General features: G+C 66.5%; 22 protein-coding genes and 1 pseudogene. 19 read left to right on the top strand and 4 right to left on the bottom strand.

Going from position 1 to position 20,311, the window contains the following annotated elements:
- The first annotated feature begins 154 nt into the window (after positions 1 to 154).
- The 3 genes from B9Z03_RS04525 (at position 155) to B9Z03_RS04515 (ending at position 2,565) form a co-directional block, all read left to right on the top strand.
- The gene (locus tag B9Z03_RS04525) at positions 155 to 1,087 is read left to right on the top strand and encodes a DUF2493 domain-containing protein (RefSeq protein ID WP_085463095.1); all 933 of its coding nucleotides are present in this window, start codon (positions 155 to 157) and stop codon (positions 1,085 to 1,087) included.
- Between the two features lie 129 nt (positions 1,088 to 1,216).
- The gene (locus B9Z03_RS04520) at positions 1,217 to 1,660 is read left to right on the top strand and encodes a hypothetical protein (protein ID WP_085463094.1); all 444 of its coding nucleotides are present in this window, start codon (positions 1,217 to 1,219) and stop codon (positions 1,658 to 1,660) included.
- A gap of 578 nt (positions 1,661 to 2,238) precedes the next feature.
- Positions 2,239 to 2,565, top strand: coding sequence for a DUF736 domain-containing protein (locus B9Z03_RS04515; protein WP_085463093.1), 327 nt, complete (start codon positions 2,239 to 2,241; stop codon positions 2,563 to 2,565).
- Between the two features lie 58 nt (positions 2,566 to 2,623).
- Here the strand turns inward: B9Z03_RS04515 and B9Z03_RS04510 are convergent, their stop codons facing one another.
- On the bottom strand, positions 2,624 to 2,860 hold the full coding sequence (locus B9Z03_RS04510; RefSeq protein WP_085463092.1) for a helix-turn-helix domain-containing protein: 237 nt from the start codon (positions 2,858 to 2,860) through the stop codon (positions 2,624 to 2,626).
- A 94-nt stretch (positions 2,861 to 2,954) separates the two neighbouring features.
- A complete protein-coding gene (locus B9Z03_RS04505; protein ID WP_085463091.1) occupies positions 2,955 to 3,170 on the bottom strand; it encodes a helix-turn-helix domain-containing protein in 216 nt (71 codons plus the stop codon).
- A 149-nt stretch (positions 3,171 to 3,319) separates the two neighbouring features.
- On the opposite strand from B9Z03_RS04505, the gene B9Z03_RS04500 reads away from it, so the two are divergent.
- The 12 genes and pseudogenes from B9Z03_RS04500 (at position 3,320) to B9Z03_RS04445 (ending at position 11,001) form a co-directional block, all read left to right on the top strand.
- On the top strand, positions 3,320 to 3,583 hold the full coding sequence (locus B9Z03_RS04500; protein WP_085463090.1) for a DNA -binding domain-containing protein: 264 nt from the start codon (positions 3,320 to 3,322) through the stop codon (positions 3,581 to 3,583).
- A gap of 108 nt (positions 3,584 to 3,691) precedes the next feature.
- A pseudogene (locus B9Z03_RS30600) lies at positions 3,692 to 3,811 on the top strand (transcriptional regulator domain-containing protein); the annotation flags it as partial.
- A 97-nt stretch (positions 3,812 to 3,908) separates the two neighbouring features.
- Positions 3,909 to 4,448, top strand: a complete 540-nt coding sequence (locus tag B9Z03_RS04490) for a DUF2285 domain-containing protein (RefSeq protein ID WP_244561659.1) — start codon at positions 3,909 to 3,911, stop codon at positions 4,446 to 4,448.
- A 138-nt stretch (positions 4,449 to 4,586) separates the two neighbouring features.
- Complete coding sequence (locus B9Z03_RS04485) at positions 4,587 to 4,841, top strand: helix-turn-helix transcriptional regulator (RefSeq protein ID WP_085463088.1); 255 nt, start codon at positions 4,587 to 4,589, stop codon at positions 4,839 to 4,841.
- A gap of 11 nt (positions 4,842 to 4,852) precedes the next feature.
- A complete protein-coding gene (locus B9Z03_RS04480; RefSeq protein ID WP_085463087.1) occupies positions 4,853 to 5,908 on the top strand; it encodes a replication initiator protein A in 1,056 nt (351 codons plus the stop codon).
- Positions 5,905 to 6,558 (top strand): ParA family partition ATPase, encoded by a 654-nt coding sequence (parA, locus tag B9Z03_RS04475; protein WP_085463086.1) that lies wholly within the window; start codon positions 5,905 to 5,907, stop codon positions 6,556 to 6,558. The genes B9Z03_RS04480 and parA overlap by 4 nt, the downstream gene beginning before the upstream one ends.
- A complete protein-coding gene (locus B9Z03_RS04470) occupies positions 6,555 to 6,806 on the top strand; it encodes a ribbon-helix-helix protein (protein ID WP_085463085.1) in 252 nt (83 codons plus the stop codon). The genes parA and B9Z03_RS04470 overlap by 4 nt, the downstream gene beginning before the upstream one ends.
- Complete coding sequence (locus B9Z03_RS04465; RefSeq protein WP_085463084.1) at positions 6,803 to 7,321, top strand: DUF2840 domain-containing protein; 519 nt, start codon at positions 6,803 to 6,805, stop codon at positions 7,319 to 7,321. The genes B9Z03_RS04470 and B9Z03_RS04465 overlap by 4 nt, the downstream gene beginning before the upstream one ends.
- Positions 7,318 to 7,875, top strand: coding sequence for a S26 family signal peptidase (locus B9Z03_RS04460; protein ID WP_085463083.1), 558 nt, complete (start codon positions 7,318 to 7,320; stop codon positions 7,873 to 7,875). Before B9Z03_RS04465 ends, B9Z03_RS04460 begins: the two co-directional genes overlap by 4 nt.
- A 35-nt stretch (positions 7,876 to 7,910) precedes the next feature.
- Positions 7,911 to 8,258 (top strand): DUF736 domain-containing protein, encoded by a 348-nt coding sequence (locus tag B9Z03_RS04455; protein ID WP_085463082.1) that lies wholly within the window; start codon positions 7,911 to 7,913, stop codon positions 8,256 to 8,258.
- A 3-nt stretch (positions 8,259 to 8,261) separates the two neighbouring features.
- Positions 8,262 to 9,014 carry a lytic transglycosylase domain-containing protein gene (locus B9Z03_RS04450; RefSeq protein ID WP_085463081.1) on the top strand — a complete coding sequence of 251 codons (753 nt, stop codon included), beginning with the start codon at positions 8,262 to 8,264 and terminating at the stop codon, positions 9,012 to 9,014.
- A gap of 244 nt (positions 9,015 to 9,258) precedes the next feature.
- Complete coding sequence (locus tag B9Z03_RS04445) at positions 9,259 to 11,001, top strand: relaxase/mobilization nuclease domain-containing protein (protein ID WP_085467494.1); 1,743 nt, start codon at positions 9,259 to 9,261, stop codon at positions 10,999 to 11,001.
- Between the two features lie 147 nt (positions 11,002 to 11,148).
- Here the strand turns inward: B9Z03_RS04445 and B9Z03_RS04440 are convergent, their stop codons facing one another.
- Positions 11,149 to 14,910, bottom strand: a complete 3,762-nt coding sequence (locus tag B9Z03_RS04440) for a hydantoinase B/oxoprolinase family protein (protein ID WP_085463080.1) — start codon at positions 14,908 to 14,910, stop codon at positions 11,149 to 11,151.
- Positions 14,911 to 14,945: 35 nt separating this feature from the next.
- A complete protein-coding gene (locus B9Z03_RS04435) occupies positions 14,946 to 16,148 on the bottom strand; it encodes an aminotransferase class V-fold PLP-dependent enzyme (protein WP_244561658.1) in 1,203 nt (400 codons plus the stop codon).
- A 386-nt stretch (positions 16,149 to 16,534) separates the two neighbouring features.
- Between B9Z03_RS04435 and B9Z03_RS04430 the strand changes: the two genes are divergently transcribed.
- Genes B9Z03_RS04430 through B9Z03_RS04415 form a run of 4 tightly spaced genes read left to right on the top strand, consistent with a single transcriptional unit; the run spans position 16,535 to position 20,310 of the window.
- Positions 16,535 to 17,602: an ABC transporter substrate-binding protein gene (locus B9Z03_RS04430; RefSeq protein ID WP_085463078.1), complete on the top strand. Its 1,068-nt coding sequence runs from the start codon at positions 16,535 to 16,537 to the stop codon at positions 17,600 to 17,602.
- A 7-nt stretch (positions 17,603 to 17,609) separates the two neighbouring features.
- On the top strand, positions 17,610 to 18,668 hold the full coding sequence (locus tag B9Z03_RS04425) for an ABC transporter ATP-binding protein (protein ID WP_085463077.1): 1,059 nt from the start codon (positions 17,610 to 17,612) through the stop codon (positions 18,666 to 18,668).
- Positions 18,665 to 19,522, top strand: a complete 858-nt coding sequence (locus B9Z03_RS04420; RefSeq protein ID WP_085463076.1) for an ABC transporter permease — start codon at positions 18,665 to 18,667, stop codon at positions 19,520 to 19,522. Before B9Z03_RS04425 ends, B9Z03_RS04420 begins: the two co-directional genes overlap by 4 nt.
- Positions 19,519 to 20,310, top strand: coding sequence for an ABC transporter permease (locus tag B9Z03_RS04415; RefSeq protein WP_085463075.1), 792 nt, complete (start codon positions 19,519 to 19,521; stop codon positions 20,308 to 20,310). The genes B9Z03_RS04420 and B9Z03_RS04415 overlap by 4 nt, the downstream gene beginning before the upstream one ends.
- The last annotated feature ends 1 nt before the right edge of the window (position 20,311 follow it).

Genomic DNA, 20,311 nt, shown 5'->3' with positions numbered 1-20,311 from the left:
CGCCTTTCCATCGCGAGGCAAAATAGCCGGCCTCTGCCATCCTTCGCTGACGCTCCGGCCCTCCGCTTCGCTCCGGGTGCCGTGCCGTCCCGCCCGTGGGCTTTCGTCGCCATGAAGGCCGCGAGGGTCGCGGTCCAGCCGACGGGAGATCCCCATGAGCGAGCATGACGACACCGAACCACAGCGCGCATCGTCTCCGACCGACCACGTCCTCACCGAACTCCAGCTTTATGGCTGGCGCCCCTACAGCGATGAGCCCGATCCGCGACCGCTGCCCGATGGCGATCACGTGGCGGGAGCGGTGGCCGACATCTTCGATGCCCTCATCGCCACCCTGGCCGACACCCGCCTCGAACCCGACCTCGACGACCTGCTCTGGTCCGTCAGCAATGTCTTCCACCGCGCCGTCCTCAGGATCGAGCGGCAACTGGACGACAATGAGCAGGCGCACCGCCGCCTGCAGCGCGAACAGGACGGCACCGAGATCAAGGCAGTCGAACTCGAGACGCTCACCGCCCAGGGCCAGACCATGCTCGAACGGCGAGACGCCTTCGAACTCATGCGCGACCAATCCGCTGACCGCTACGAGCAGCATACCGGCTCGGCCTGGCGGCCTCGCACCGGGTCGATGGTCAACCACCGGCATCTGACCGCCGCCCTGGTCGACAGTCGCGATTTCCTGGCCGCACGGCGCAAGGCCGATACCGAGGTGATGCTGCCGACCGGTCCGAAAATCGCCCTGACCGGCGGCCTCGACTGCAACGATCATCATCTCGTCTGGGACGTGCTCGACAAGGTCCGCGCCAAGCACCCAGACATGGTTCTGATCCACGGCAAGTCGCCCAAGGGCGCAGAACTGATCGCCGCCAAATGGGCCGACAACCGCAAGGTGCCGCAGGTCGGCTTTGCGCCCGATTGGGAGAAGCACGGCCGCGCCGCGCCGTTCAAGCGCAACGATGCCATGCTCGACATCCTGCCGATCGGGGTCATCGTCTTCCCGGGCACCGGCATCCAGGACAATTTCGCCGACAAGGCAAGGAAGCTCGGCATCAACGCCTACGACTTCCGGAAGCGGGACGGCGCGTGAGCGCCGTCCCCACCATCACCGAAACGACGCGCGTGATTTGCGCCGCGCGCGCGCCGCGCTACACTTCAACGCGCGCCGCGGTGGTGGTGGAGGCGCAACCGTTCGACATCGTCCACGGAGACCACCACCATGATCATCATCGGCATTCTCGTATCGCTCGGCGGCATCGTCGCGCTCTGCTGGCTGCTCTTCAATCTCGCCGTCTTCGCGCTCCCCCTGTTCGCCGGCATCTCCATCGGTCTTTGGGCCAACAGCACCGGGGCTGGCGGCCTCGGCGGCGTTATCGTCGGCGCGCTTGCCGCGGCAGCAACCTTCGGCCTCTTCCAGCTTCTGCTGCTCGTGGTGCGGCCCGCGTGGCTGAAGCTCCTCGTGCTGCTGGTCTTCGTCGCCCCGGCAGTCGTCGCCGGCTACCACGCCACCTTCGGCATCGTGAAGCTGACCATGCCGTCCGAGACCTGGCAGGTGGTCTTCGCCGTTGCCGGCGCCATCGCAGTCGGCATCACGGCCCTCATGCGTCTCACCATGATGGCCCCGCCCGGACCAGCCGGACAGGGTGTCGCGCGAGCCTCGTGACCGAAGCGACCGGCCGAGACAACGCAGCCCGACAGCGCGCGCTACATCCGCCGCACCTCGAAGGTGGGGAAGCGCGGGCGTGAACGAGCGAGCCGTCGAACTCGAGGAGCCCGTACGGGGGGCGTTGGTCATCGGTTGCTCCAGCGCTGGGATCAGCGTCATGCCCGGAACGCGTGGTCCGGGCAGTGCGCCACCGCTCGAGCGGCGGCGGTGCGGACGGGGCTTGCTTGGGACGCAGGGAGGCAATCCCGCAAGTGAAACCGTCAGACGGTCCCAAGCACACCAGGTCGCCAGAGCAGTTCTCCCCGGTTCCTTCCAACTTCAAGACCGCTCCAGTACGGCCTCTTTGTCTGGCTTGATCTGTCCGAAGGGCGGCTTCGCCTCGATCGCCTAAGGCGCAACAGCGCCGTCAAAACTATCTTCCCCTCCCGGCAAGGAGGCCGGGTTCCTCGCGAGACAAGATAGTTCCTCCTCTGCTGTCGGGCCCCCGCGGGGTGCGCCGTCGATCGCCTTCGGCCGGACGATCGCCATCGAGGCCGCATGGTGCGGGCTCGAACCAGAAACCAAGGAGAACTACCATGGCCACCATCGGCACGTTCAAGAAGACCGCCACCAACGAATTCACCGGCGAAATCGTCACCCTCTCGGTCCAGGCCAAGAACGTCCGCGTCACAGCCGACACCCGCGCCAGCGGCGAGAACGCCCCCAGCCACCGGGTCTTCGTCGGCCGAGCCGAGATCGGCGCCGCCTGGAGCAAGCAGTCCAACGAGGGCCGTCCGTACCTGGGCTTCAAGCTTGACGACCCCAGCTTCACCGCCCCGATCTACGCCAACCTGGTCGAGGACGAAGACGGCGAGAGCTACAGCCTCATCTGGTTCCGCCCGACCCGCCGCAATGGCGAATGAGGTTCCAGAACCACCCCGCCCGGCTGGTCCGGGCGGGGCCATCAACTGCTACTGCCAGTCACGACCGGCGCCGAGACGCCCCGCGTTCCGGGCGTTTCAACAGGTCGGACGCCTCGACGCCGAGCACCTTGGCCAGGCTGTCAACGACATCGATGCCAGCCGCATAAACACAACGCTCGAGCGAACTGATATAAGTCCGGTCGATGCCCGCGCGGTGCGCCAGTTCCTCTTGCGACAAACCCTGCGCACGGCGATAGGTCTTCAGATTGTGGGCCAGTATCTCTCGTATCTCCATGCACGAGAGGACACGGCCTTGTAGAGAATCCTGCCACGGAGTATTCTCTACATCGCTGCAAGGCCGACGCCGCCTTGACGTCGCGACCAGACCATCACTGCCGAGGGCGCTTGATCAATGCGGCTGCTTCTACCCCAAGGGCCTCGGCAATCCGGCCAAGAACGGTCACGCTTGCCGATTTGTTCGCGCGCTCGATCGCGCCGATATACCGCGCGCTCAACCCAGCCCGGTCCGCCAGTTCTTCCTGCGTCATATCCTTGTCATGGCGTATCCGACGCAGATTGATCGCCATGACCTCCTTGAGGTCCATGGCAGAACGAGAACCAGCGTCGGAACGATCGTTCTAGGAACGATAGTTCCGATTCGCGAGCGGGCGTGGTACTGATGAAGCGCTCATCTTCATCGTTACAGGACCCCGCCCGTCGATATATGCTCGGTACCAGGGGGAGAAACACGACTATGGCGCCAACCGAGTATCTGGACGCCCCACCCGACAGCGCCGAACTGACGGACTACGATCGCTCGCACATGAAAGCCTATATGCGGGTGCTTGACGCCTCGGCCGACGGAGCGGATTGGCGCGAGGCAGTGGCGGTGATTTTCGAGATCGATCCAGAGGTCGAGCCCGAGCGGGCACGGCGTGTGCACGACAGCCATCTCGCGCGCGCCCGCTGGATGACGGAGCACGGCTATCGCAAGCTGCTTCACGGGAAACCGCTATAGTACGCCGCGGTGCGCCGCAGGCATCGCCCGGTGCTTTCCTTAAGTCTTCCCAAGCCGTCAGGTTTCCGAGACGCTGCCCGCCCCACGTTGCGGCAACGAGGAACAACGATGACGCCCGATACCTCCCGCTGGCGCTCCTCGGAGACATACGACTATCTGGACGAATTGAATTCGACCGAACTCGCCTGGGAATGGCTCAGGCGCAATCGCGACTATCAGCAGGACTATGCCCGCGCCGAGGATCCCTCCTCCCGCGTAGAGCTCCGCAAGAAGTGGGGTTTGCAGTTTTTTCGTCCCGCCGTCGCTGAGTGCTGGCGAGGGTCCCGTGTTCTGGTCCGTCGAGGCGGATACGAGCGCCGTGCTGCTCACGCAGTCGCCCATCGTGCTGCCGACGGCCGGCAATCTTACCTCCGAGCTTCGCGATCCAGCCGCGCGGTCGGACGATCAGGGCGAACACATTGTGCTCGCTGCCGGCAATCAGGCCATTCGCATGTTGCGCCTTCCCGGCGCGCCAACTGGAGCCGCGCTCGCCGCGCTCGTGCCGCTTGATGCCGACGGCTTCGACAGGATCGAAGCGATCGAACGCCTCCTGCGCGCCTTGCAGGGCCGCACAGTTCGCGATGATCGGCGGCTGACCCCGCAGCAGAGGCGCCGCCAGCGGCTGATGTTGCAGGCGACGGATGGGCGACTGAACGGCGCCAGCTATCGCGATGTCGCCATCGTCCTGTTCGGGTCCGGCCGCGTCACCGCCGAGCCCTGGAAAACCTCGCCTCTGCGCGCCACCATCATCGGTCTTGTCCATGGCGGTCGCGCCATGATTGCCGGCGGCTATCGTCAGCTCCTGCGTCATCGCCGCAAGGAATAATCGAGAATCGACGACAGCAGGGGTGAGGATTTTCGCCCCGCAAACATCCTCATCCCCCTTCGCGCCCCGTCTTCGCCACCGTGATCCGTGCCCGCCGTCCAACGCCGGCGATCTGATCGCATTCGCGGAGACCCGCTCATGACTTCCAATGCCGCCGGCTTGCCGCCGCGCTATCTCAGAACCCCTGAGGCCGCCCGTTTCCTTGGTCTGTCGGACCGCACGCTCGAAAAGCACCGCACATACGGCACCGGCCCGGCCTATCGGAAACTCGGCGGCCGCGTCGTCTATGCGCTCGAGGATCTCCAGGCCTGGGCCGATCGCGGCACCAAGACCTCGACCTCCGATCCCGGCCGCGGCACGGTCCATCCGGCCCGCCGCGTTGACGCTCGCTGAACGGTGATCCGATGACGGCATCATCGCACCAGCGCAGCGAGCGCGCACAACTCGATCCCTTCGAGGCGCTGAGCGGCGACGTACCGCCGCGCGATCAGCGCGATCTGATGGCGCACCCCTTCTTCTCGCTGTCGAAGTCGCGCCGCGCCGCGCCGATCCACTACAAGGCCGGCGACGTCGAACTGCAGGTCTACGCCGTCGCCGAGCACGGCATGGCGACGATCTGGGATGCCGACGTGCTGATCTGGGCCGCGAGCCAGATCCTGGCCGCCCAGGATCGTGGCCTGCCGACCTCGCGCTTCTTCCGCTTCACGCCCTATCAACTCCTCAACGGCATCGGCCGCACGACAGGCGCACGTAGCTATTTCCTTATCAAGGGCGCGCTGACGCGCCTGCAATCGACCGTCATCCGCACCTCCATCCGCCAGGGCGAGCATTGGCGGCGCCAGCAATTCTCCTGGATCAATGAATGGGAAGAACTGGCGACGCGCAGCGGCCGCGTCGAGGGCATGGAGTTCGTCCTGCCCGAATGGCTCTACCAGGGCATCGTCGACCGCCGCCTCGTCCTTGCCATCGACCCGGACTACTTCGAACTCACTGGCGGCATCGAGCGCTGGCTCTATCGCGTCGCGCGCAAGCATGCCGGCCGCCAGGTCGGTGGCTGGCGCTTCGAACTGAGGCATCTCCATGCAAAGAGCGGTTCGCTCGCGCGCTATTCCGATTTCGCCATCGACATTCGCGCCATTGCTCGCCGCCAGCCGCTGCCGGGCTACGCACTCGCCATCGAATGCACCGCGGATAGAGATGAACTTGTCCACATCCGCCCTGTGGAAAAGCTGTGTACAACTCAGCCGCCTATCCGTACATCGGGCGCATCCGGTATCCGTACATCGGGCGCAAACCTATCCGTACATCAGGCGCACGGATCGCAGTTAAGCCTCTGGTCCGGCGAGGCAAACAGCGCCTGTAAAGACTCTAAAGAAGAATCTAAATCTTATTATTTGGACGCGCAGTGCGGGGATAACCCGTCCCTTTCCGGTCCTTCCCGTCGGGAGCGCGGCCGATGATCGTCGCGCTCCTTAACCAAAAGGGCGGCGTCGGCAAGACGACGCTCGCCCTGCATCTCGCCGGCGAGTGGGCACGGCGCGGCAAGCGCGTCACCCTGGTCGATGCCGACCCGCAGGGCTCGGCGCTCGACTGGTCGCAGCAGCGCAGCCGCAGTGGGGCGCCGCGCGTGTTCGGCGTTGTCGGGCTGGCGCGCGACACGCTGCATCGCGAAGCGCCGGAACTCGCCCGCGACGCCGACCACGTCGTCATCGACGGACCGCCTCGCGTCGCCGGCCTGATGCGCTCGGCGCTGCTCGCCGCCGACCTCGTGCTGATCCCGGTGCAGCCGTCGCCGCTAGACGGCTGGGCTTCGGCCGAGATGCTGGCGCTCCTCGCCGAAGCGCGCATCTACCGGCCGCAGCTCGCCGCCCGCTTCGTGCTCAACCGATGCGGGGCGCGCACGATCATCGCGCGCGACACCGCCGAGACGCTCGCCGATCACGATCCGCCCGTTCTCGCCGCGACGATCGGCCAGCGCGTGCTGTTCGCCACGGCGGCGCAATCGGGGCAACTCGCCTGCGAGTTCGATGACGACGGCCTCGCCGCGCGTGAGATCGCCGCGCTCGCCTCCGAGATCGAACGGCTCCGCGTCGGGACGGCGACATCGTGACCGGCGCTTCCTCCCATGGTCGCTTCACCGCTCGTCCGGGCGACCCCGATCGCTGGATCAGGTCCGCTGAGGCGTCACCGCGCGCCAGTGCGGCCGCCGGATACACGGCGCGCCTCACCATCGATGTCACCCCCGAACTGCGCGGCCGCATCAAGGTGGCAGCCTTCGAGCGCGGCATCACCGTCGCCGACATGCTGCGCGACCTCTTCGCCCGCGAGTTTCCCGCCGACGAAAGGGGCAGCAAATGACCCAGCGTGCCTCGCTGCCGCTCAGCATGCGGCCGACGGTCGACGGGCCGCCGCCCTCAACCACACTGGTCGAACTCACCTGGCGCGAGAAGCGGATCGAATACTGGATCCGCTTCGGTCTCCAAACCTACGAGCAGATCCTTGACCGGCATCGCCGTATCGTCGGCTTCGCACCTAACACGCTTTTCGCGTTCGTGCGCTGGGCCGCCAACGACTACGGCACCGTGTTGTCGCGCATCGATATCGTGCGCGCCATCACGTCTGGAGAGCCGTTCCAGACACTGCCCTTCGTGCGGCCCGGCGGCGAGATTCTGCTCCGCGCCGAGGGCTGGCCCAAGGTCGCTCGCGTGCTTGAGCATATAGACACCATCGACGCCCTGGACATCAATCCCGGCGCCGTGCCGGTCGATCACTGGCGTCACGTCCATCATTGTTTCGCCACGGGCACCGAGCCGCGCGCATACACCATCGAGCGCCACGCCGCATGGCTCAAGCGCCGGAGCGTTGCGCCATGAGCCGCGCGGCTGTCACGTTCGCCATGCTCGTGTCCTGCGCGCTCGTCGCCGAGCCGCCGTGGCGTGACCGCGGCCCCACCTTCCTCTGGAACGCCTCGCCCAGCGTACCGATCGGGCTCTACCGCCTCACGGCGGTGAGCAGCGTCGAAGCGCCTGATCTCGTCGTCGTCGAACCGCCCGAGCCGCTCGCCGGCTTCCTCGCCGAGCGCGGCTACCTGCCGCGCGGCGTGCCGCTGCTCAAGCGGGTGCTGGCCGTCGCCGGCGACACAGTCTGCCGCCACGGGAGCACCGTCGTCGCCTTCGACCACGCCTATGGCGAGGCCCGCGAGCACGACAGTCAAGGCCGCCCGCTGCCCGTCTGGCAGGGGTGCCGGACGCTCGCCGACGGCGAGGTCTTCCTCATGAACTGGGACGCGGCCGACAGTCTCGACGGCCGGTATTTCGGGCCGCTCCCCGTCAATTCCGTCACTGCCCGTGCGCTCCCGATCTGGACGGACGCGGACGGCGACGGCCGCTTCCACTGGCACGTCGGCGACCAGCACGACGAGCCCTGACGCCCTTCCCAACCGCCAGACAGAGGAGACTTCCCATGGCACAGATCGGTCAGTTCACCCGCACACAGACAGGCTATTCGGGACGCGTTCGCACGCTCTTGCTCGACCTCGCGATCGTTTTCGTTCCGACCGACAATGCGGATGTCGAGAACGCTCCGGACTATCGTATTCGACTCGGCGACGAAGATGGAATCGAGATCGGCGCGGGCTGGTTGCAGACCGGCGACCGCGCCGGCGCCTACATCTCGGTCGTCCTCGACGATCCCTCCCTCGCGCAACCGATCCGCGCGCGCCTGTTCCAGTCGGACGAGAACGGTCGCGACTGGGGCCTGCACTGGACGCGCCAGAAGAAGCGCGACGATCAGGACAAGCCACAGGACTGATCGATGCGACCGTTCAGCCTGATGTCGGTCGTTCGGCGGCACGGCCGCTACGGTCGTGTCGTCCTCCTTCTCCTTTCCGGCCTCTCGATCCTGGCGCCCGCCCTCTGCGTGCAGGCGCAGGATGGGCCGGTCAGCGAGCAGACCATCGACGCGCGGTTCGATCCTTTCGTCGCCGAGGCATCGGCACGTTTCCGCATTCCCGTGGAGTGGATACGCGCCGTGCTGGCGGCCGAAAGTGCGCGCGATGTTCGCGCGGTTTCTTCCGCCGGCGCGATGGGCCTGATGCAGGTCATGCCCGACACCTGGGAAGAACTGCGCGGCCGGTATCGGCTTGGTGCCGATCCGTTCGATCCGCGCGACAACATCCTCGCTGGCACCGCATATCTGCGCGAGATGCTCGATCGCTACGGCACGGTCGGCGGCATGCTCGCGGCCTACAATGCCGGCCCGGCGCGCTACGATGAATACCTCGCAGACGACCGCCCGCTGCCGGCCGAGACCCGCGCCTATGTCGCCGCGCTTGCGCCTCTCCTGGGCGGCAAGCCGCTGCCGGATGGCGCGGACCGGAACGTCTCTCGTCCCATCGACTGGCGCGACGCACCGCTCTTCGTCGACCCTCTCGGTAGCGGCCCCTCTGCCCGTTCGCCGCAGCCCGACAGCAGCCCGGATGTAGATTCGGTGCAGGACGACGAGGCGACACCGCCGTCTTCAGAGCGCATGTTCGTCGCGCGCTCAGAGCCTGGTGCGACGCAATGAGGCGCTCTCCATCCCATTGCGTCATGGCGAACAGCAGCGTGGCATGGCGGGCATCAAGGCGGGGACCCCGCAACACAACCGCACGATGGCAGGATAAAGGGGCGCGATGTGCGCCGCGGTCGGGGGGAGGGATTTCAACGACTTGCAGGACATTTGCGCGATGTGCGCTTGCAGCGCCTACATCGCACGAAAGGCGCTTCCTCATAGTTTTCCGCGCCTTGGCGCGATGTGCGAGGATTCGGCCATGAGCGACGAACGCGAGTTCCGCGTCCGGTCTGGCCGCATCCGATCGAGCAAGGCGCAGCGCGCCAGGCCCTTTGTCGCCCAGGCGCTCGCCGCCGCACAGAAGGCCGGCGGCTCGGTGTCCCGCCAGGGCAGGATCGGCCCCGGCAATCGCTCGCGCTTCGGGCGCGGGCAACGCGCATCGGTGCAGGCCAATCGCCTGCTCACGGCGCGCTCGCGCGGCGCAGTGATCAAGGCCCGCGTGGTGCGCATGAACCTGCGCGGCGGCAATCTGCCGAACCACCTGTCCTATCTCCGCCGCGAGGGCGTCACCCGGGACGGGGAGAAGGCCCAACTCTTCGGTCCCGGAGGCGAGGATGTTGATGCCGAGGATTTCGCCGAGCGCTGCAAGGACGACCGGCATCATTTCCGGTTCATCGTCTCGCCCGACGACGTGCTGGAGATGGCCGATCTCGAATCCTTCACCCGCGATCTCGTCGACCAGATGGAGAAGGATCTCGGCACCAGGCTCGAATGGGCCGGCATTGCCCACTGGAACACCGAGCATCCGCACGTCCACCTGATCCTGCGCGGCGTGCGCGACGATGGCGAGAACCTCGTGATCTCGCGCGACTACATCAAGGAGGGCATGCGCGACCGCGCGCGCGACCTCATCACTCAGGAGCTCGGCCCGCGCACCGACCAGGACATCCGCCACGCGCTCGAACGCCAGGTCGAGGCCGAACGCTGGACCAGTCTCGACCGCCAGCTCAAACGCGATGGCTTGAAGAGCGGCTTCATCGATCTCGCCCCGCGTGCCGGCGAGCAGCCCGACGAGTATCACGCGCTCAAGGTCGGGCGCCTGCGGACACTCGAGATCTTCGGCGTCGCTCATCAGGCCGGTCACAGCCAATGGTTCCTGTCCGACGAGGCGGAAGCCACGATGCGGCAGATGGGCGAGCGCGGCGATATCATCAAGCGCATGCACCGCGCGCTTAGCGAGCGCGGTATCGACCGCGGCGCGGCGAGCTTCGTGCTGGCTGGCGAGAGCATCGACCAGCCCGTCATCGGGCGCCTGGTCGAGCGCGGCCTCGACGACGAACTGAACGGAACCGCCTACGCAGTGATCGAAGGCGTCGACGGCCGCACCCATCACGTCAGGCTCCCCGACCTGGAGGCGTCGGGCGACAGCGCGCCGGGCTCGATCGTCGAGCTGCGGAAATTCGAGGATGCGAAGGGCCGGCAAAGGGTGGCGATCGCCGTCCGGTCCGACCTGCCGATCGAGCGTCAGGTCTCGGCGTCCGGGGCGACATGGCTCGACCGGCAGGCCGTGAGCCGCGATCCGGTCGCGCTCGGCGAAGGCGGGTTTGGGCGGGAGGTGAAGCAGGCGATAGAACGCCGCGCCGAGCATCTGGTCGAGGAAGGCCTCGCCCAGCGCCAGGGCGGCCGGGTGATCTTCGCGCGCCGGCTGCTCGAGACGCTGCGCCGCCGTGAGGTCGAGGCGCTCGGCGAAAAGCTGGCATCCGATCTCGGCCGGCCCTTCAGCAAGGCGGCGACGGGAGAGTTCGTTGCGGGCACCTACCGGCAACGCTTCGCGCTGGCGTCGGGCCGTTTCGCCATGATCGATGACGGGCTTGGCTTCCAACTCGTGCCCTGGACGCCCTCGCTCGAGAAGAAGCTCGGCCAGCACATTTCCGGCATCGCCCGCGGTGGCGCCGGTGTAGATTGGAGCTTCGATCGTAAGAAACGTGGACTAGGAATGTGAGGTCCCTGCGTGTGCGCTCGTCAAGCTTTCGACGCGGTCGATCACGATCAACAACGGCAAATTTGCTTTCGCCAGGTGTCTTCGATGTGTTCATAGGCGGTGGCGGACCGCCAGGTTCGAATCGGACAATAGGTCCGACGGCGATCATCATTTTCCATTATCTACGATTTCGGTGCGCCCGAACCCTCCCGCCGTCGGCGTGGTGACGATCACCGCCTCACCGGCCTCCAGCACCGTCTGGTCGCAGCCTTTCAGGGTCTCGACCGTGCCGTCGAGGCGGCGCACCTCGGTCTTGCCCATCTGACCGTCGCCGCCGCCTTCCACGCCGCGCGGCGGCGCCCCGCGATGCGACGACAGGATGGCGCATTCCATCGTCTCCAGGAAGCGGATGGTGCGGCGCGTGCCGTCGCCGGCCCCGAACCTGCCCTTGCCGCCGGACCCTTCGCGGATGTGGAAATCCTCCAGCATCACCGGGAAGCGCAGTTCGAGGATCTCCGGGTCGGTGAGGCGCGAATTGGTCATGTGGACATGGACGCCTGACGTGCCGGCAAAGCCCGTGCCGTCGTTGAAGCGGCCGGCCGGCGAGCCCGAGCAGATCGTCTCGTAGTACTGGTATGTCTCGTTGCCGAAGGTCAGATTGTTCATCGTGCCCTGGCTGTTGGCCAGCGCGCCCATCGCCATGAACAGCGCGTTGGTGACATGCTGCGAGGTCTCGACATTGCCGGCGACGACGGCCGCCGGGTAGCTGGGCCGCAGCATGCAGCCGTCCGGGATCACGATCTCGATCGGCCGCAGGCAACCCGCGTTCATCGGGATGTTGTTCTCGACCATGACGCGGAAGGCATAGAGCACCGCGGCGCGCGCCACCGGCTCCGGCGCGTTGAAATTGTTCTTCTCCACCGCCGAGGTGCCGGTGAAATCGACCTTCGCCGAGCGCGCCTGCCGGTCGACCGTGATCCGGACCTTGATCGTCTGTCCCGTGTCGGTCGGGTATTCGCAGGACGACTCGTCGGGCAACCTTTCCAGCACGCGGCGCACGCTCTCGGCGGCGTTGTCCTGCACATGGCCCATATAGGCCTGCACGACGTCGAGCCCGAAATGCTCGACCATCTTGCGCAGTTCGGCGACGCCCTTTTCGTTGGCGGCGATCTGCGCCTTCAGGTCGGCGACGTTCTGACGGGGGTTGCGCGCCGGCCAGCGATGGTCGGTGAGCAGCGTCACGAGCTCCTTCTCGCGGAAGCGGCCGCGTTCGACGATGCGGAAATTGTCGAACAGCACGCCTTCCTCGTCGACCGTCGTCGCCAGCGGCGTCATCGAGCCCGGGGCCGTGCCGCCGACATCGGCGTGGTGGCCGCGCGACGCTGTCCAGAAGAGGATCTTTTCTTCGTTGTCGCTGAACACCGGCGTCACCACCGTGATGTCCGGCAGATGCGTGCCGCCATTGTAGGGAGCGTTGAGCGCGAAGACGTCGCCGAGATGCACGTCGCCGGCGTTGAGCCGGATGACCGTCTCCACCGACCGGTCCATGGAGCCGAGATGCACCGGCATATGCGGCGCGTTGGCGACCAGCGCGCCGGTCGCATCGAAGACGGCGCAGGAGAAGTCCAGCCGCTCCTTGATGTTGACCGAATAGGCGGTGTTCTGAAGCGTCACGCCCATCTGCTCTGCGATGGCCATGAACAGGTTGTTGAAGACCTCCAGCATGACAGGATCGGCCTCGGTGCCGAGGGCCGCCGCGCGGCGCTTCTTGCTCGTCCGGCGCAGCAGAACATGGTCCTTCGCCGTGATCCGCGCCTGCCAGCCGGGTTCGACGACGATCGTCTGGTGGCTCTCGATCAACAGGGCAGGGCCGGTGACGCGGTTGCCGGGGGCGAGCGCCTCGCGGCGGAAGACGCCGGCCTCGCGCCAGTCGCCGTCCATGTAGATGCGGCGCGTTTCGGACGCCGCCGCATCGGCGTCATCCATCTCCCGGTTCGTCTCGTCGCGACCCGTGGCGCGGCCGTCCTGGCCCTGCAGGTCGACCGATTCCACGATCATCGGCCGATCGTCGTAGACGAAGCCGAACTGCGCCTTGTGCGCCGCCTCGAAGTCGGCGCGGGCGGCGTCGAGCGAATGCGACGAAAAACTCACGGGCAGTGCGGTGTCGGTGCCGTCGTAGCGGATCATCAGGACGGGGCGCCACGTGATGTCGTCGGCCGGCACGCCCTGGGCTTCCAGTTCCTCGAACACCTTTTCGCGCAGCGTTTCGGCGAGCGCGTCGATCTCGGCGAGCGACTCCTGGGCCAGCGGCTTGATCAGCGCCTGCTGGCGCGAGGCGAAGACCGAGGCAAGCCCGATGCCGTAGGCCGAGAGCAGGCCGGAGAAGGGGTGCACCAGCACCGCCTCCATGCCGAGCGCGTCGGCAACCAGGCAGGCATGCTGGCCGCCGGCGCCGCCGAAGCAGTTGAGCAGGTATTCGGTGACGTCGTAGCCGCGCTGCACCGAGATCTTCTTGATGGCGTTGGCCATGTTCTCCACCGCGATGGTGATGAAGCCCTCGGCCACCTGCTCGGGCGAGCGGCCGTCGCCGATCTCGGCGGCCAGCGCCTCGAAACGCTCGCGCACCACGCCGGCGTCGAGCCGCTGGTCCTGCTCCGGCCCGAAGATCGCCGGGAAGAAATCCGGCTGCAGCTTGCCGAGCATGACGTTGGCGTCGGTGACGGCCAGCGGCCCGCCGCGGCGGTAGCAGGCGGGGCCGGGATTGGCGCCGGCCGAATCCGGGCCGGCCTGGAAGCGGCCGTTGGCATAGTGCAGGATCGAGCCGCCGCCGGCGGCGACAGTGTGGATGCGCATCATCGGCGCGCGCACGCGCACGCCCGCCACCTCGGTGTCGAAGGCGCGCTCGTATTCGCCGTCGTAATGCGCCACGTCGGTCGACGTGCCGCCCATGTCGAAGCCGATGACCTTGTCGAAGCCGGCGAGCCGTGCCGTCTCGGCCATGCCGACGACGCCACCGGCCGGACCCGACAGCAGCGCGTCCTTGCCCTGGAACAGGTCGGCGGCGGTGAGCCCCCCCGACGACATCATGAACATCAGGCGGGGCGTTTCACCCTCCCCCTTGCGGGGAGGGTCGGACCGTAGGTCCGGGGTGGGGGTGGTGGCGGAAGAAGCGAAACCGTCGCCACCCCCACTCGCACCTGCGGCGCGACCTCCCCCCTCGAAGGGCGAGGTGAGGTCACTGCCCAGTTCCTCCGCCACCCGCTGCACGTAGCGCGACAGGATCGGCGACAGATAGGCGTCGACGACGGCCGTATCGCCGCGGCCGACCAGCTTGATGAGCGGCGAGACCGCGTGGCTGGCCGAAACCTGCGCGAAGCCGATCTCGTGGCAGAGTGCTTCCGCTGCCTTCTCGTGCTCGGGGGACTTCCAGGCATGCATGAAGACGATGGCGACGGCGTCGATACCGTCGGCCCTGGCGGCCTCGACCTCGCCGCGCACCGCATCGAGGTCCAGCGCGGTCTCCAGCGTGCCGTCGACGCGGACGCGCTCCGGCACCTCGACGACGCGCTCGTAGAGCTGCTCGGGCAGGATGATCTGCTTGGCGAAGATATCGGGGCGCGCCTGGTAGGCGATGCGCAATGCGTCGCGGAAGCCCTTGGTGATCAGCAGCAGCACGCGGTCGCCCTTGCGTTCCAGCAGGGCGTTGGTGGCGACCGTGGTGCCCATCTTCACCTCGCCGATCAGCCCAGGCGGGATCGGCGCGCCCGCTTCGACGCCGAGCAGGTCGCGGATGCCCTGCACGGCGGCGTCGCGATAGGCCTCGGGGTTCTCGGAGAGGAGCTTGCGGGGGTGCAGCGAGCCGTCGGGCGCACGGCCGATCACGTCCGTGAAGGTGCCACCGCGATCGATCCAGAAGTCCCAGGCTGGCATTCTATTCACCAAATGTGCGCTATCAGATCGCTCGTTCAGGAGGGAAGCGTGTCTACGAGCCGGTCGATATCCGTTCGATTGTTGTAGATACTCGGCGAGATGCGCAGCACGCCCGCTCGCACTGCGAGGTCGACCCCCTCGGAGCAAAGGCGCGTGGCGGCCATTTCTGTGTCGATCCCCTCGCGCCCGAAGGACAGCAGGCCGGACCGCTCCTTGCCCTCGCGCGGACTCTTCACCGTCCAGCCGCGGCCGCTCACGCGTTCCGCCGCATAGTCGGTCAGGTCCAGGATGTGCGCTTCCGCCGCGCGCGGACCAACGGCGAGATGCATCCGCACCGCCGCGTCCAGTCCCCATATGCCGGGGAAATTGACCAGCGCCTCCTCGAACCGGCCGGCATTGGGCCGGAAGTCGAGGATATAGTCCATGTGCGCCTCGCCGCGGTCGACGCTGTGATAGCCCACGCTCGGCGGAGTCAGCAGATCGAGCGACTTGCTATTGCAGTAGAAGATGCCGGTGCCGATCGGCGCCAGCAGCCATTTGTGTCCGCCGAAGGAGAGAAAGTCGACATGGATCTGCGACAGGTCGAGCGCCAGGCTGCCTACCCACTGGATGGCGTCCACGTTGAGGAGGACGCCGCGCGAGACGCATAGCTCGGACAACGGGGCGAGATCCTGGCGGAAACCGTTCGAGAATTGCACCGCGCTTATCGATACCAGGCGCGTCCGCGCGTCGATCGCGGCCTCGATGTCGGCGAGGTCGACGCGACCGTCATGTGTCTTGACCCATTTGATCTCGACACCTCGCCGCGCGAGTTGCATCCAGCAGTAGACGTTGGACGGATATTCAATGTCGGGGAGAAGCAGGTTGTCGCCGTCTCGCCAGTCGAGGCCGTTGGCCACGTTGACAAGACCCTCGGTGGTGTTTTTCACGAAGGCGATTTCAGATGCTTCGGCGCCGATCAGCCGGCCAATCCTGGCCTTGATGGCCGTGTCCGCATAGCGGCACCAGTCCGGATAGTTGTTGCGCCCGTTGTCGCGCACGTCGTGCAGGAAATGATCGACGGCCTGAAGCACCGGCTCGCTCACCGGCGAGATCGAGGCATTATTCAGATAAGCCCGGCGCGCCGTGATCGGGAAGGCCTTCCGCACGTTCGACAGCGATATGTTCAGCGGCCGCTCGTCGCTGAACGGCGTGAGCGATCTGGCGGCGGGCGCAAGGGCAACGGCTTCGTTCGGCACCGTCTTCTCCATGAAGTGAGTTCGGGACGATGCTAGGCAGGGCGGGACGGGCGCTCAAATTCCTTCTTTGGCATGATCCATGCGTGATAGTCATGAACGGCCGTGCCGTGGCGTCGGGATGCACGAACAGGCTGGCATTCCTCGCGGTAATCCGTCTCTCCGGAGGCGAAATGCTCCATGCGTGAAGCGCATGAGCGGCACGCGATTACGCATTGTTGCCGGTTTCTGCGAGTTGATAGCGTCGATGCATAAGAAGCAGTCTCGCTGCTCCCTGTGCCCATTTGCGTGGCAGCAGGCGGCACGGCACTCGCCAGAATCGCTCAAAAGCGACGCTCCGAAGCCAACAAGCGGACGCCAGCGCTGCGTCCCAAAAATGGGGAATTCAGATGTCCTATGCCATGAACCGCCGTCAGGTGCTGCGCGCGTCGGCCGCGCTGGGTTCGCTCGCCGCCATGGGCGCGGCCTCCGGAATGCTCTCGCCGCGGGTCGCCGCCGCGGCCGGCCAGCTCGTCATCACCAGCTATGGCGGCCGCTACGAGCGCTTCTGGCGCGAGACGCTCCTTCCGCCCTTCGAGCAGGCCACCGGCACCGAGGCGGTGGTCGACGTCGGCCTCGGCGTGAACTGGGCGGCGAACCTGCGCGCCAGCGGTCCGGAGAAGCCGGCCTATTCCTACGTCATGATGAACGAGCTGGTCGGGGCGCTGCTGCGGCAGGAAGGCTTCTTCAAGCAGTGGCCGGCTCAGAAGGTCCCCAACCTCGCCAAGGTCCATCCCAAGGCGGTCGTCGGCGACGGCATGGGCGTGACCGCGATGGTCTCGCCGATCGGCATCGCCTACCGCACGGACCTGGTGAAGGCGCCGCCGAAGTCGTGGAAGGACCTGTGGGACAACGAGGAGTTCAAGGGCAAGATCGGCCTGTTCCAGATCTCCAACACGGCCGGCTACATGTTCCTGATGATGATCTCGCAGATCTACGGCTCGAACGCGCTGGACTTCGACGCCGGCTTCGCCCAGATCGAGAAGCTGGTCCCGTTCCCGACCGGCGACCTCGCCGGCGCGCTTGCGATCCTGCTGACGCGCGGCGAGATCGCAGCCTGCCCGCTCGATCTCGGCGAGACCATCAACATGCAGAAGAAGGGCGCCCCGGTGGCCTTCATCGCGCCCGAGGAAGGCATGTTCATGTTCGACCAGACCTTCGACCTGCTGCGCGCCGCGCCGAACGAGGATGCCGCATGCGCCTTCCTCGACCATGTCCTCTCCGAGGAGATGCAGGTCAAGCTCGCGGAGGAGTTCTCCTACATCCCGGTCAACACCTCGACCGTGCTGCCGGAAGAGCTCGCCAAGTCGCTGATGTTCACGGCCAACGATCTGGACAAGATCGTCTCCTTCGACTGGATAGAGGCCAACAAGGTCCGCGACCAGGTGACCGAGCGCTGGAACCGCACGGTCCGCTGAGGCTCATATGACGAAGCTGGCGATCCGCGCACTGGCCAAGCGCTTCGAGGCGTTCACGGCCGTCGAGAACGTCGACCTCGAGACCGGGGAGGGGGAGTTCGTCTCCCTTCTCGGCCCCTCGGGCTGCGGCAAGACGACCACTCTGCGCTGCGTCGCCGGGCTGGAGGATCCCACCAGCGGCACCATCCTGTTCGACGATGTCGACGTGACGCATCTCGCGCCCGAAAGGCGCTCGATCGGCATGGTGTTCCAGAACTACGCCCTGTTTCCGCACATGACGGTGGCGGAGAATGTCGGCTTCGGGCTGATGATGCGCGGCATCCGCGGCGCACCCGCTGCCTCGCGCATCGCCTCCGTTCTCGACATGGTGCAGTTGTCCAACGCGCAGGACCGCTATCCGCGCCAGATGTCCGGCGGCCAGCAGCAGCGCGTCGCGCTTGCGCGGGCCCTGGTGTTCGAGCCGAAGCTCCTTCTGCTCGATGAGCCGCTCGCCAATCTCGACGCGAAGCTGCGCGACGAGATGCGCTTCTTCATCCGCTCGCTACAGCAGCGGGTGGGCATCACGACCCTCTACGTCACCCACGACCAAGCCGAGGCGATGGCGATGTCCGATCGCATCGTCGTCATGTTCGGCGGCCGGATCCACCAGGTCGGCGGCGCGCAGGACATCTACCACCGCCCGACGACGAAGGAGGTCGCCGGCTTCATCGGCCAGGCAAATCTCTTCGCCGCCGATGTGAAGGGCCGCGACGGCGATCTTCTGCTCCTGCGCACCCCCTTTGGCGAATTCCGCGCCCGCAGCGGCGATCCGGAGGCGGCACTATCCGCCGGGGCCGGCTCCCTCATGGTCCGTCCGGAAGCCGTCCGGCTGGCGCCTGCCGCTGCGGCCGCGGGTCTTTCCGCCACCGTCGAGGAGGCGCATTTCCTCGGCAACATCGTCGACTACAAGCTGAGGCTCGCAGACGGCACGCCCGTCGCGGCGCAGGCGATCGGCGACCTCGACCATACACCCGGCACGCAGGTGAGCGTCTCCTTCGACGAGAACCGGAGCTGGCTCGTCCTATGACCGGCCGATCTGGCGCGCACCGGTTCTCCCTGCTCCTCGGGCTTCCCGCGCTGCTTCTCGTCGGGCTGTTCGTGATCCTGCCCTATGGCGAGATCCTGCTGATGAGCTTCCGGACGCCGTCCACCACTGCCGCCTATGGGCCCGGCTTCACGGTGGCCTCCTATGTGAAGATCCTGACCGATTCCCTCTATCTCGGCATGCTGCTCGACACGTTCTGGCTGGCGGCGCTGTCGACCGTGTTCTGCCTCGTCCTCGGCTTTCCCGTCGCCTTCCATCTCGGGCGGACCCAGACCCGCTGGCGTGGCCTGCTCTACGCGCTAGTCCTGTCGCCGCTTCTGACCGGCGTCGTCATCCGCTGCTTCGGCTGGATCGTGCTCCTGTCCAACACCGGCCTGGTCAACGAGTTTCTGTCGCTGCTCGGCCTCGGTCCCTACAAATTGATGTACAACCGGGTCGGCGTGGTGATCGCCCTCGTCCACGTCTTCCTGCCATTCATGATCCTGCCGATCATGAACTCGGTGCAGAACATCGATCCGCGGTTCGAAGAGGCGGCCCGCACGATGGGCGCGTCGAGGGCCAGCGTGTTCCGCCACGTCCTCCTGCCGCTGACCATGCCGGGCATCCAGTCGGGTGTCATCCTCGTCTTCGTGCTCGCCGCCAGCGCCTATGTCATTCCGGTGCTTCTTGGCGGCGGCCAGGTGCAGACCATGACCACCGTCATGGTGCAGCAGCTCATGGGTAGCCTGCTGTGGCCCTTCGGCGCGGCGCTGGCGCTGGTACTGGCCGCGTCGATGACGATCGCCATCCTCGTCTTCATCCTCCTGATGAAGCGAAGCATGCGGGGGCTGACATGAAGCGCTCCTTCTCCCCGACGCTGCTGGCCGCCGTCACGGCCGTCTACGTCTTCCTTCTCGTGCCGATCGTCATCGTGGTGCTGACTTCGCTGAATTCGGCGGAATATCTCTCGTTCCCGCCGCAGGGCGTCTCGCTGCGCTGGTATCAGGCCTTCTTCGCCTCGAAGTCCTTCATGGACGCGTTCCTGCTGTCGCTCCAGGTCGGCGTGCTCACGGCGCTGATCGCGACGGCGATCGCCACGCCCGCGGCCCTCTTTTACGTCCGCCACCTGCGGGTGGCCCGCGAGCAGTTCCGCATCGCCATGCTCGCGCCGATGCTCCTGCCGGAAGTGCTCACAGCCATCGCACTGCTTTTCTTCTTCAACCATTTCTTCGCCGGCACGCGCGATATGCTGCCGCTGCTGATCGGCCATGTCGTGGTGACGCTGCCGCTGGTGTTCCTGAGTGTCACGTCCGCCCTCTACAACATGCCTCCGGCGGTCGAGGAGGCCGCGCGCACGCTCGGCGCCAATCCCGTCCGCACCTTCCGCCTCGTGACGCTGCCGCTGATCAAGTCGGGCATCGTCACCGGCGGGATGCTCGCCTTCATCCTCTCCTTCGACAATGTGAACATCTCGCTGCTCCTGAAACCCGTGGGCTCGACCACCTTGCCAATTCAGCTCTTCGACTATCTGCGCTACGATTTCGATCCGACGGCGGCCGCCGCTTCGACGGTGTCGGTCGTGCTGACGCTGGCGGTGGTTGTTCTGATCGACCGGCTCTACGGGTTGAAGGCTGTCCGCTTCTGAT

Source organism: Mesorhizobium australicum, assembly GCF_900177325.1.
GTDB lineage: Bacteria > Pseudomonadota > Alphaproteobacteria > Rhizobiales > Rhizobiaceae > Mesorhizobium_A > Mesorhizobium_A australicum_A.
Note: the sequence above shows the minus strand (reverse complement) of the source record. Positions and strands in the feature narration are given on the sequence as shown.

Bases quoted from the DNA above. Each gene is read 5' to 3' on its own strand.
- B9Z03_RS04415 (WP_085463075.1), top strand. From the start codon at position 19,519: ATGAAGCGCTCCTTCTCCCCGACGCTGCTGGCCGCCGTCACGGCCGTC.
- B9Z03_RS04460 (WP_085463083.1), top strand. From the start codon at position 7,318: ATGAGCCGCGCGGCTGTCACGTTCGCCATGCTCGTGTCCTGCGCGCTC.
- B9Z03_RS04505 (WP_085463091.1), bottom strand. From the start codon at position 3,170: ATGGACCTCAAGGAGGTCATGGCGATCAATCTGCGTCGGATACGCCAT.
- B9Z03_RS04500 (WP_085463090.1), top strand. From the start codon at position 3,320: ATGGCGCCAACCGAGTATCTGGACGCCCCACCCGACAGCGCCGAACTG.
- B9Z03_RS04465 (WP_085463084.1), top strand. From the start codon at position 6,803: ATGACCCAGCGTGCCTCGCTGCCGCTCAGCATGCGGCCGACGGTCGAC.
- B9Z03_RS04515 (WP_085463093.1), top strand. From the start codon at position 2,239: ATGGCCACCATCGGCACGTTCAAGAAGACCGCCACCAACGAATTCACC.
- B9Z03_RS04425 (WP_085463077.1), top strand. From the start codon at position 17,610: ATGACGAAGCTGGCGATCCGCGCACTGGCCAAGCGCTTCGAGGCGTTC.
- B9Z03_RS04510 (WP_085463092.1), bottom strand. From the start codon at position 2,860: ATGGAGATACGAGAGATACTGGCCCACAATCTGAAGACCTATCGCCGT.
- B9Z03_RS04445 (WP_085467494.1), top strand. From the start codon at position 9,259: ATGAGCGACGAACGCGAGTTCCGCGTCCGGTCTGGCCGCATCCGATCG.
- B9Z03_RS04455 (WP_085463082.1), top strand. From the start codon at position 7,911: ATGGCACAGATCGGTCAGTTCACCCGCACACAGACAGGCTATTCGGGA.
- B9Z03_RS04485 (WP_085463088.1), top strand. From the start codon at position 4,587: ATGACTTCCAATGCCGCCGGCTTGCCGCCGCGCTATCTCAGAACCCCT.
- B9Z03_RS04430 (WP_085463078.1), top strand. From the start codon at position 16,535: ATGTCCTATGCCATGAACCGCCGTCAGGTGCTGCGCGCGTCGGCCGCG.
- parA (WP_085463086.1), top strand. From the start codon at position 5,905: ATGATCGTCGCGCTCCTTAACCAAAAGGGCGGCGTCGGCAAGACGACG.
- B9Z03_RS04480 (WP_085463087.1), top strand. From the start codon at position 4,853: ATGACGGCATCATCGCACCAGCGCAGCGAGCGCGCACAACTCGATCCC.
- B9Z03_RS04440 (WP_085463080.1), bottom strand. From the start codon at position 14,910: ATGCCAGCCTGGGACTTCTGGATCGATCGCGGTGGCACCTTCACGGAC.
- B9Z03_RS04450 (WP_085463081.1), top strand. From the start codon at position 8,262: ATGCGACCGTTCAGCCTGATGTCGGTCGTTCGGCGGCACGGCCGCTAC.
- B9Z03_RS04420 (WP_085463076.1), top strand. From the start codon at position 18,665: ATGACCGGCCGATCTGGCGCGCACCGGTTCTCCCTGCTCCTCGGGCTT.
- B9Z03_RS04525 (WP_085463095.1), top strand. From the start codon at position 155: ATGAGCGAGCATGACGACACCGAACCACAGCGCGCATCGTCTCCGACC.
- B9Z03_RS04520 (WP_085463094.1), top strand. From the start codon at position 1,217: ATGATCATCATCGGCATTCTCGTATCGCTCGGCGGCATCGTCGCGCTC.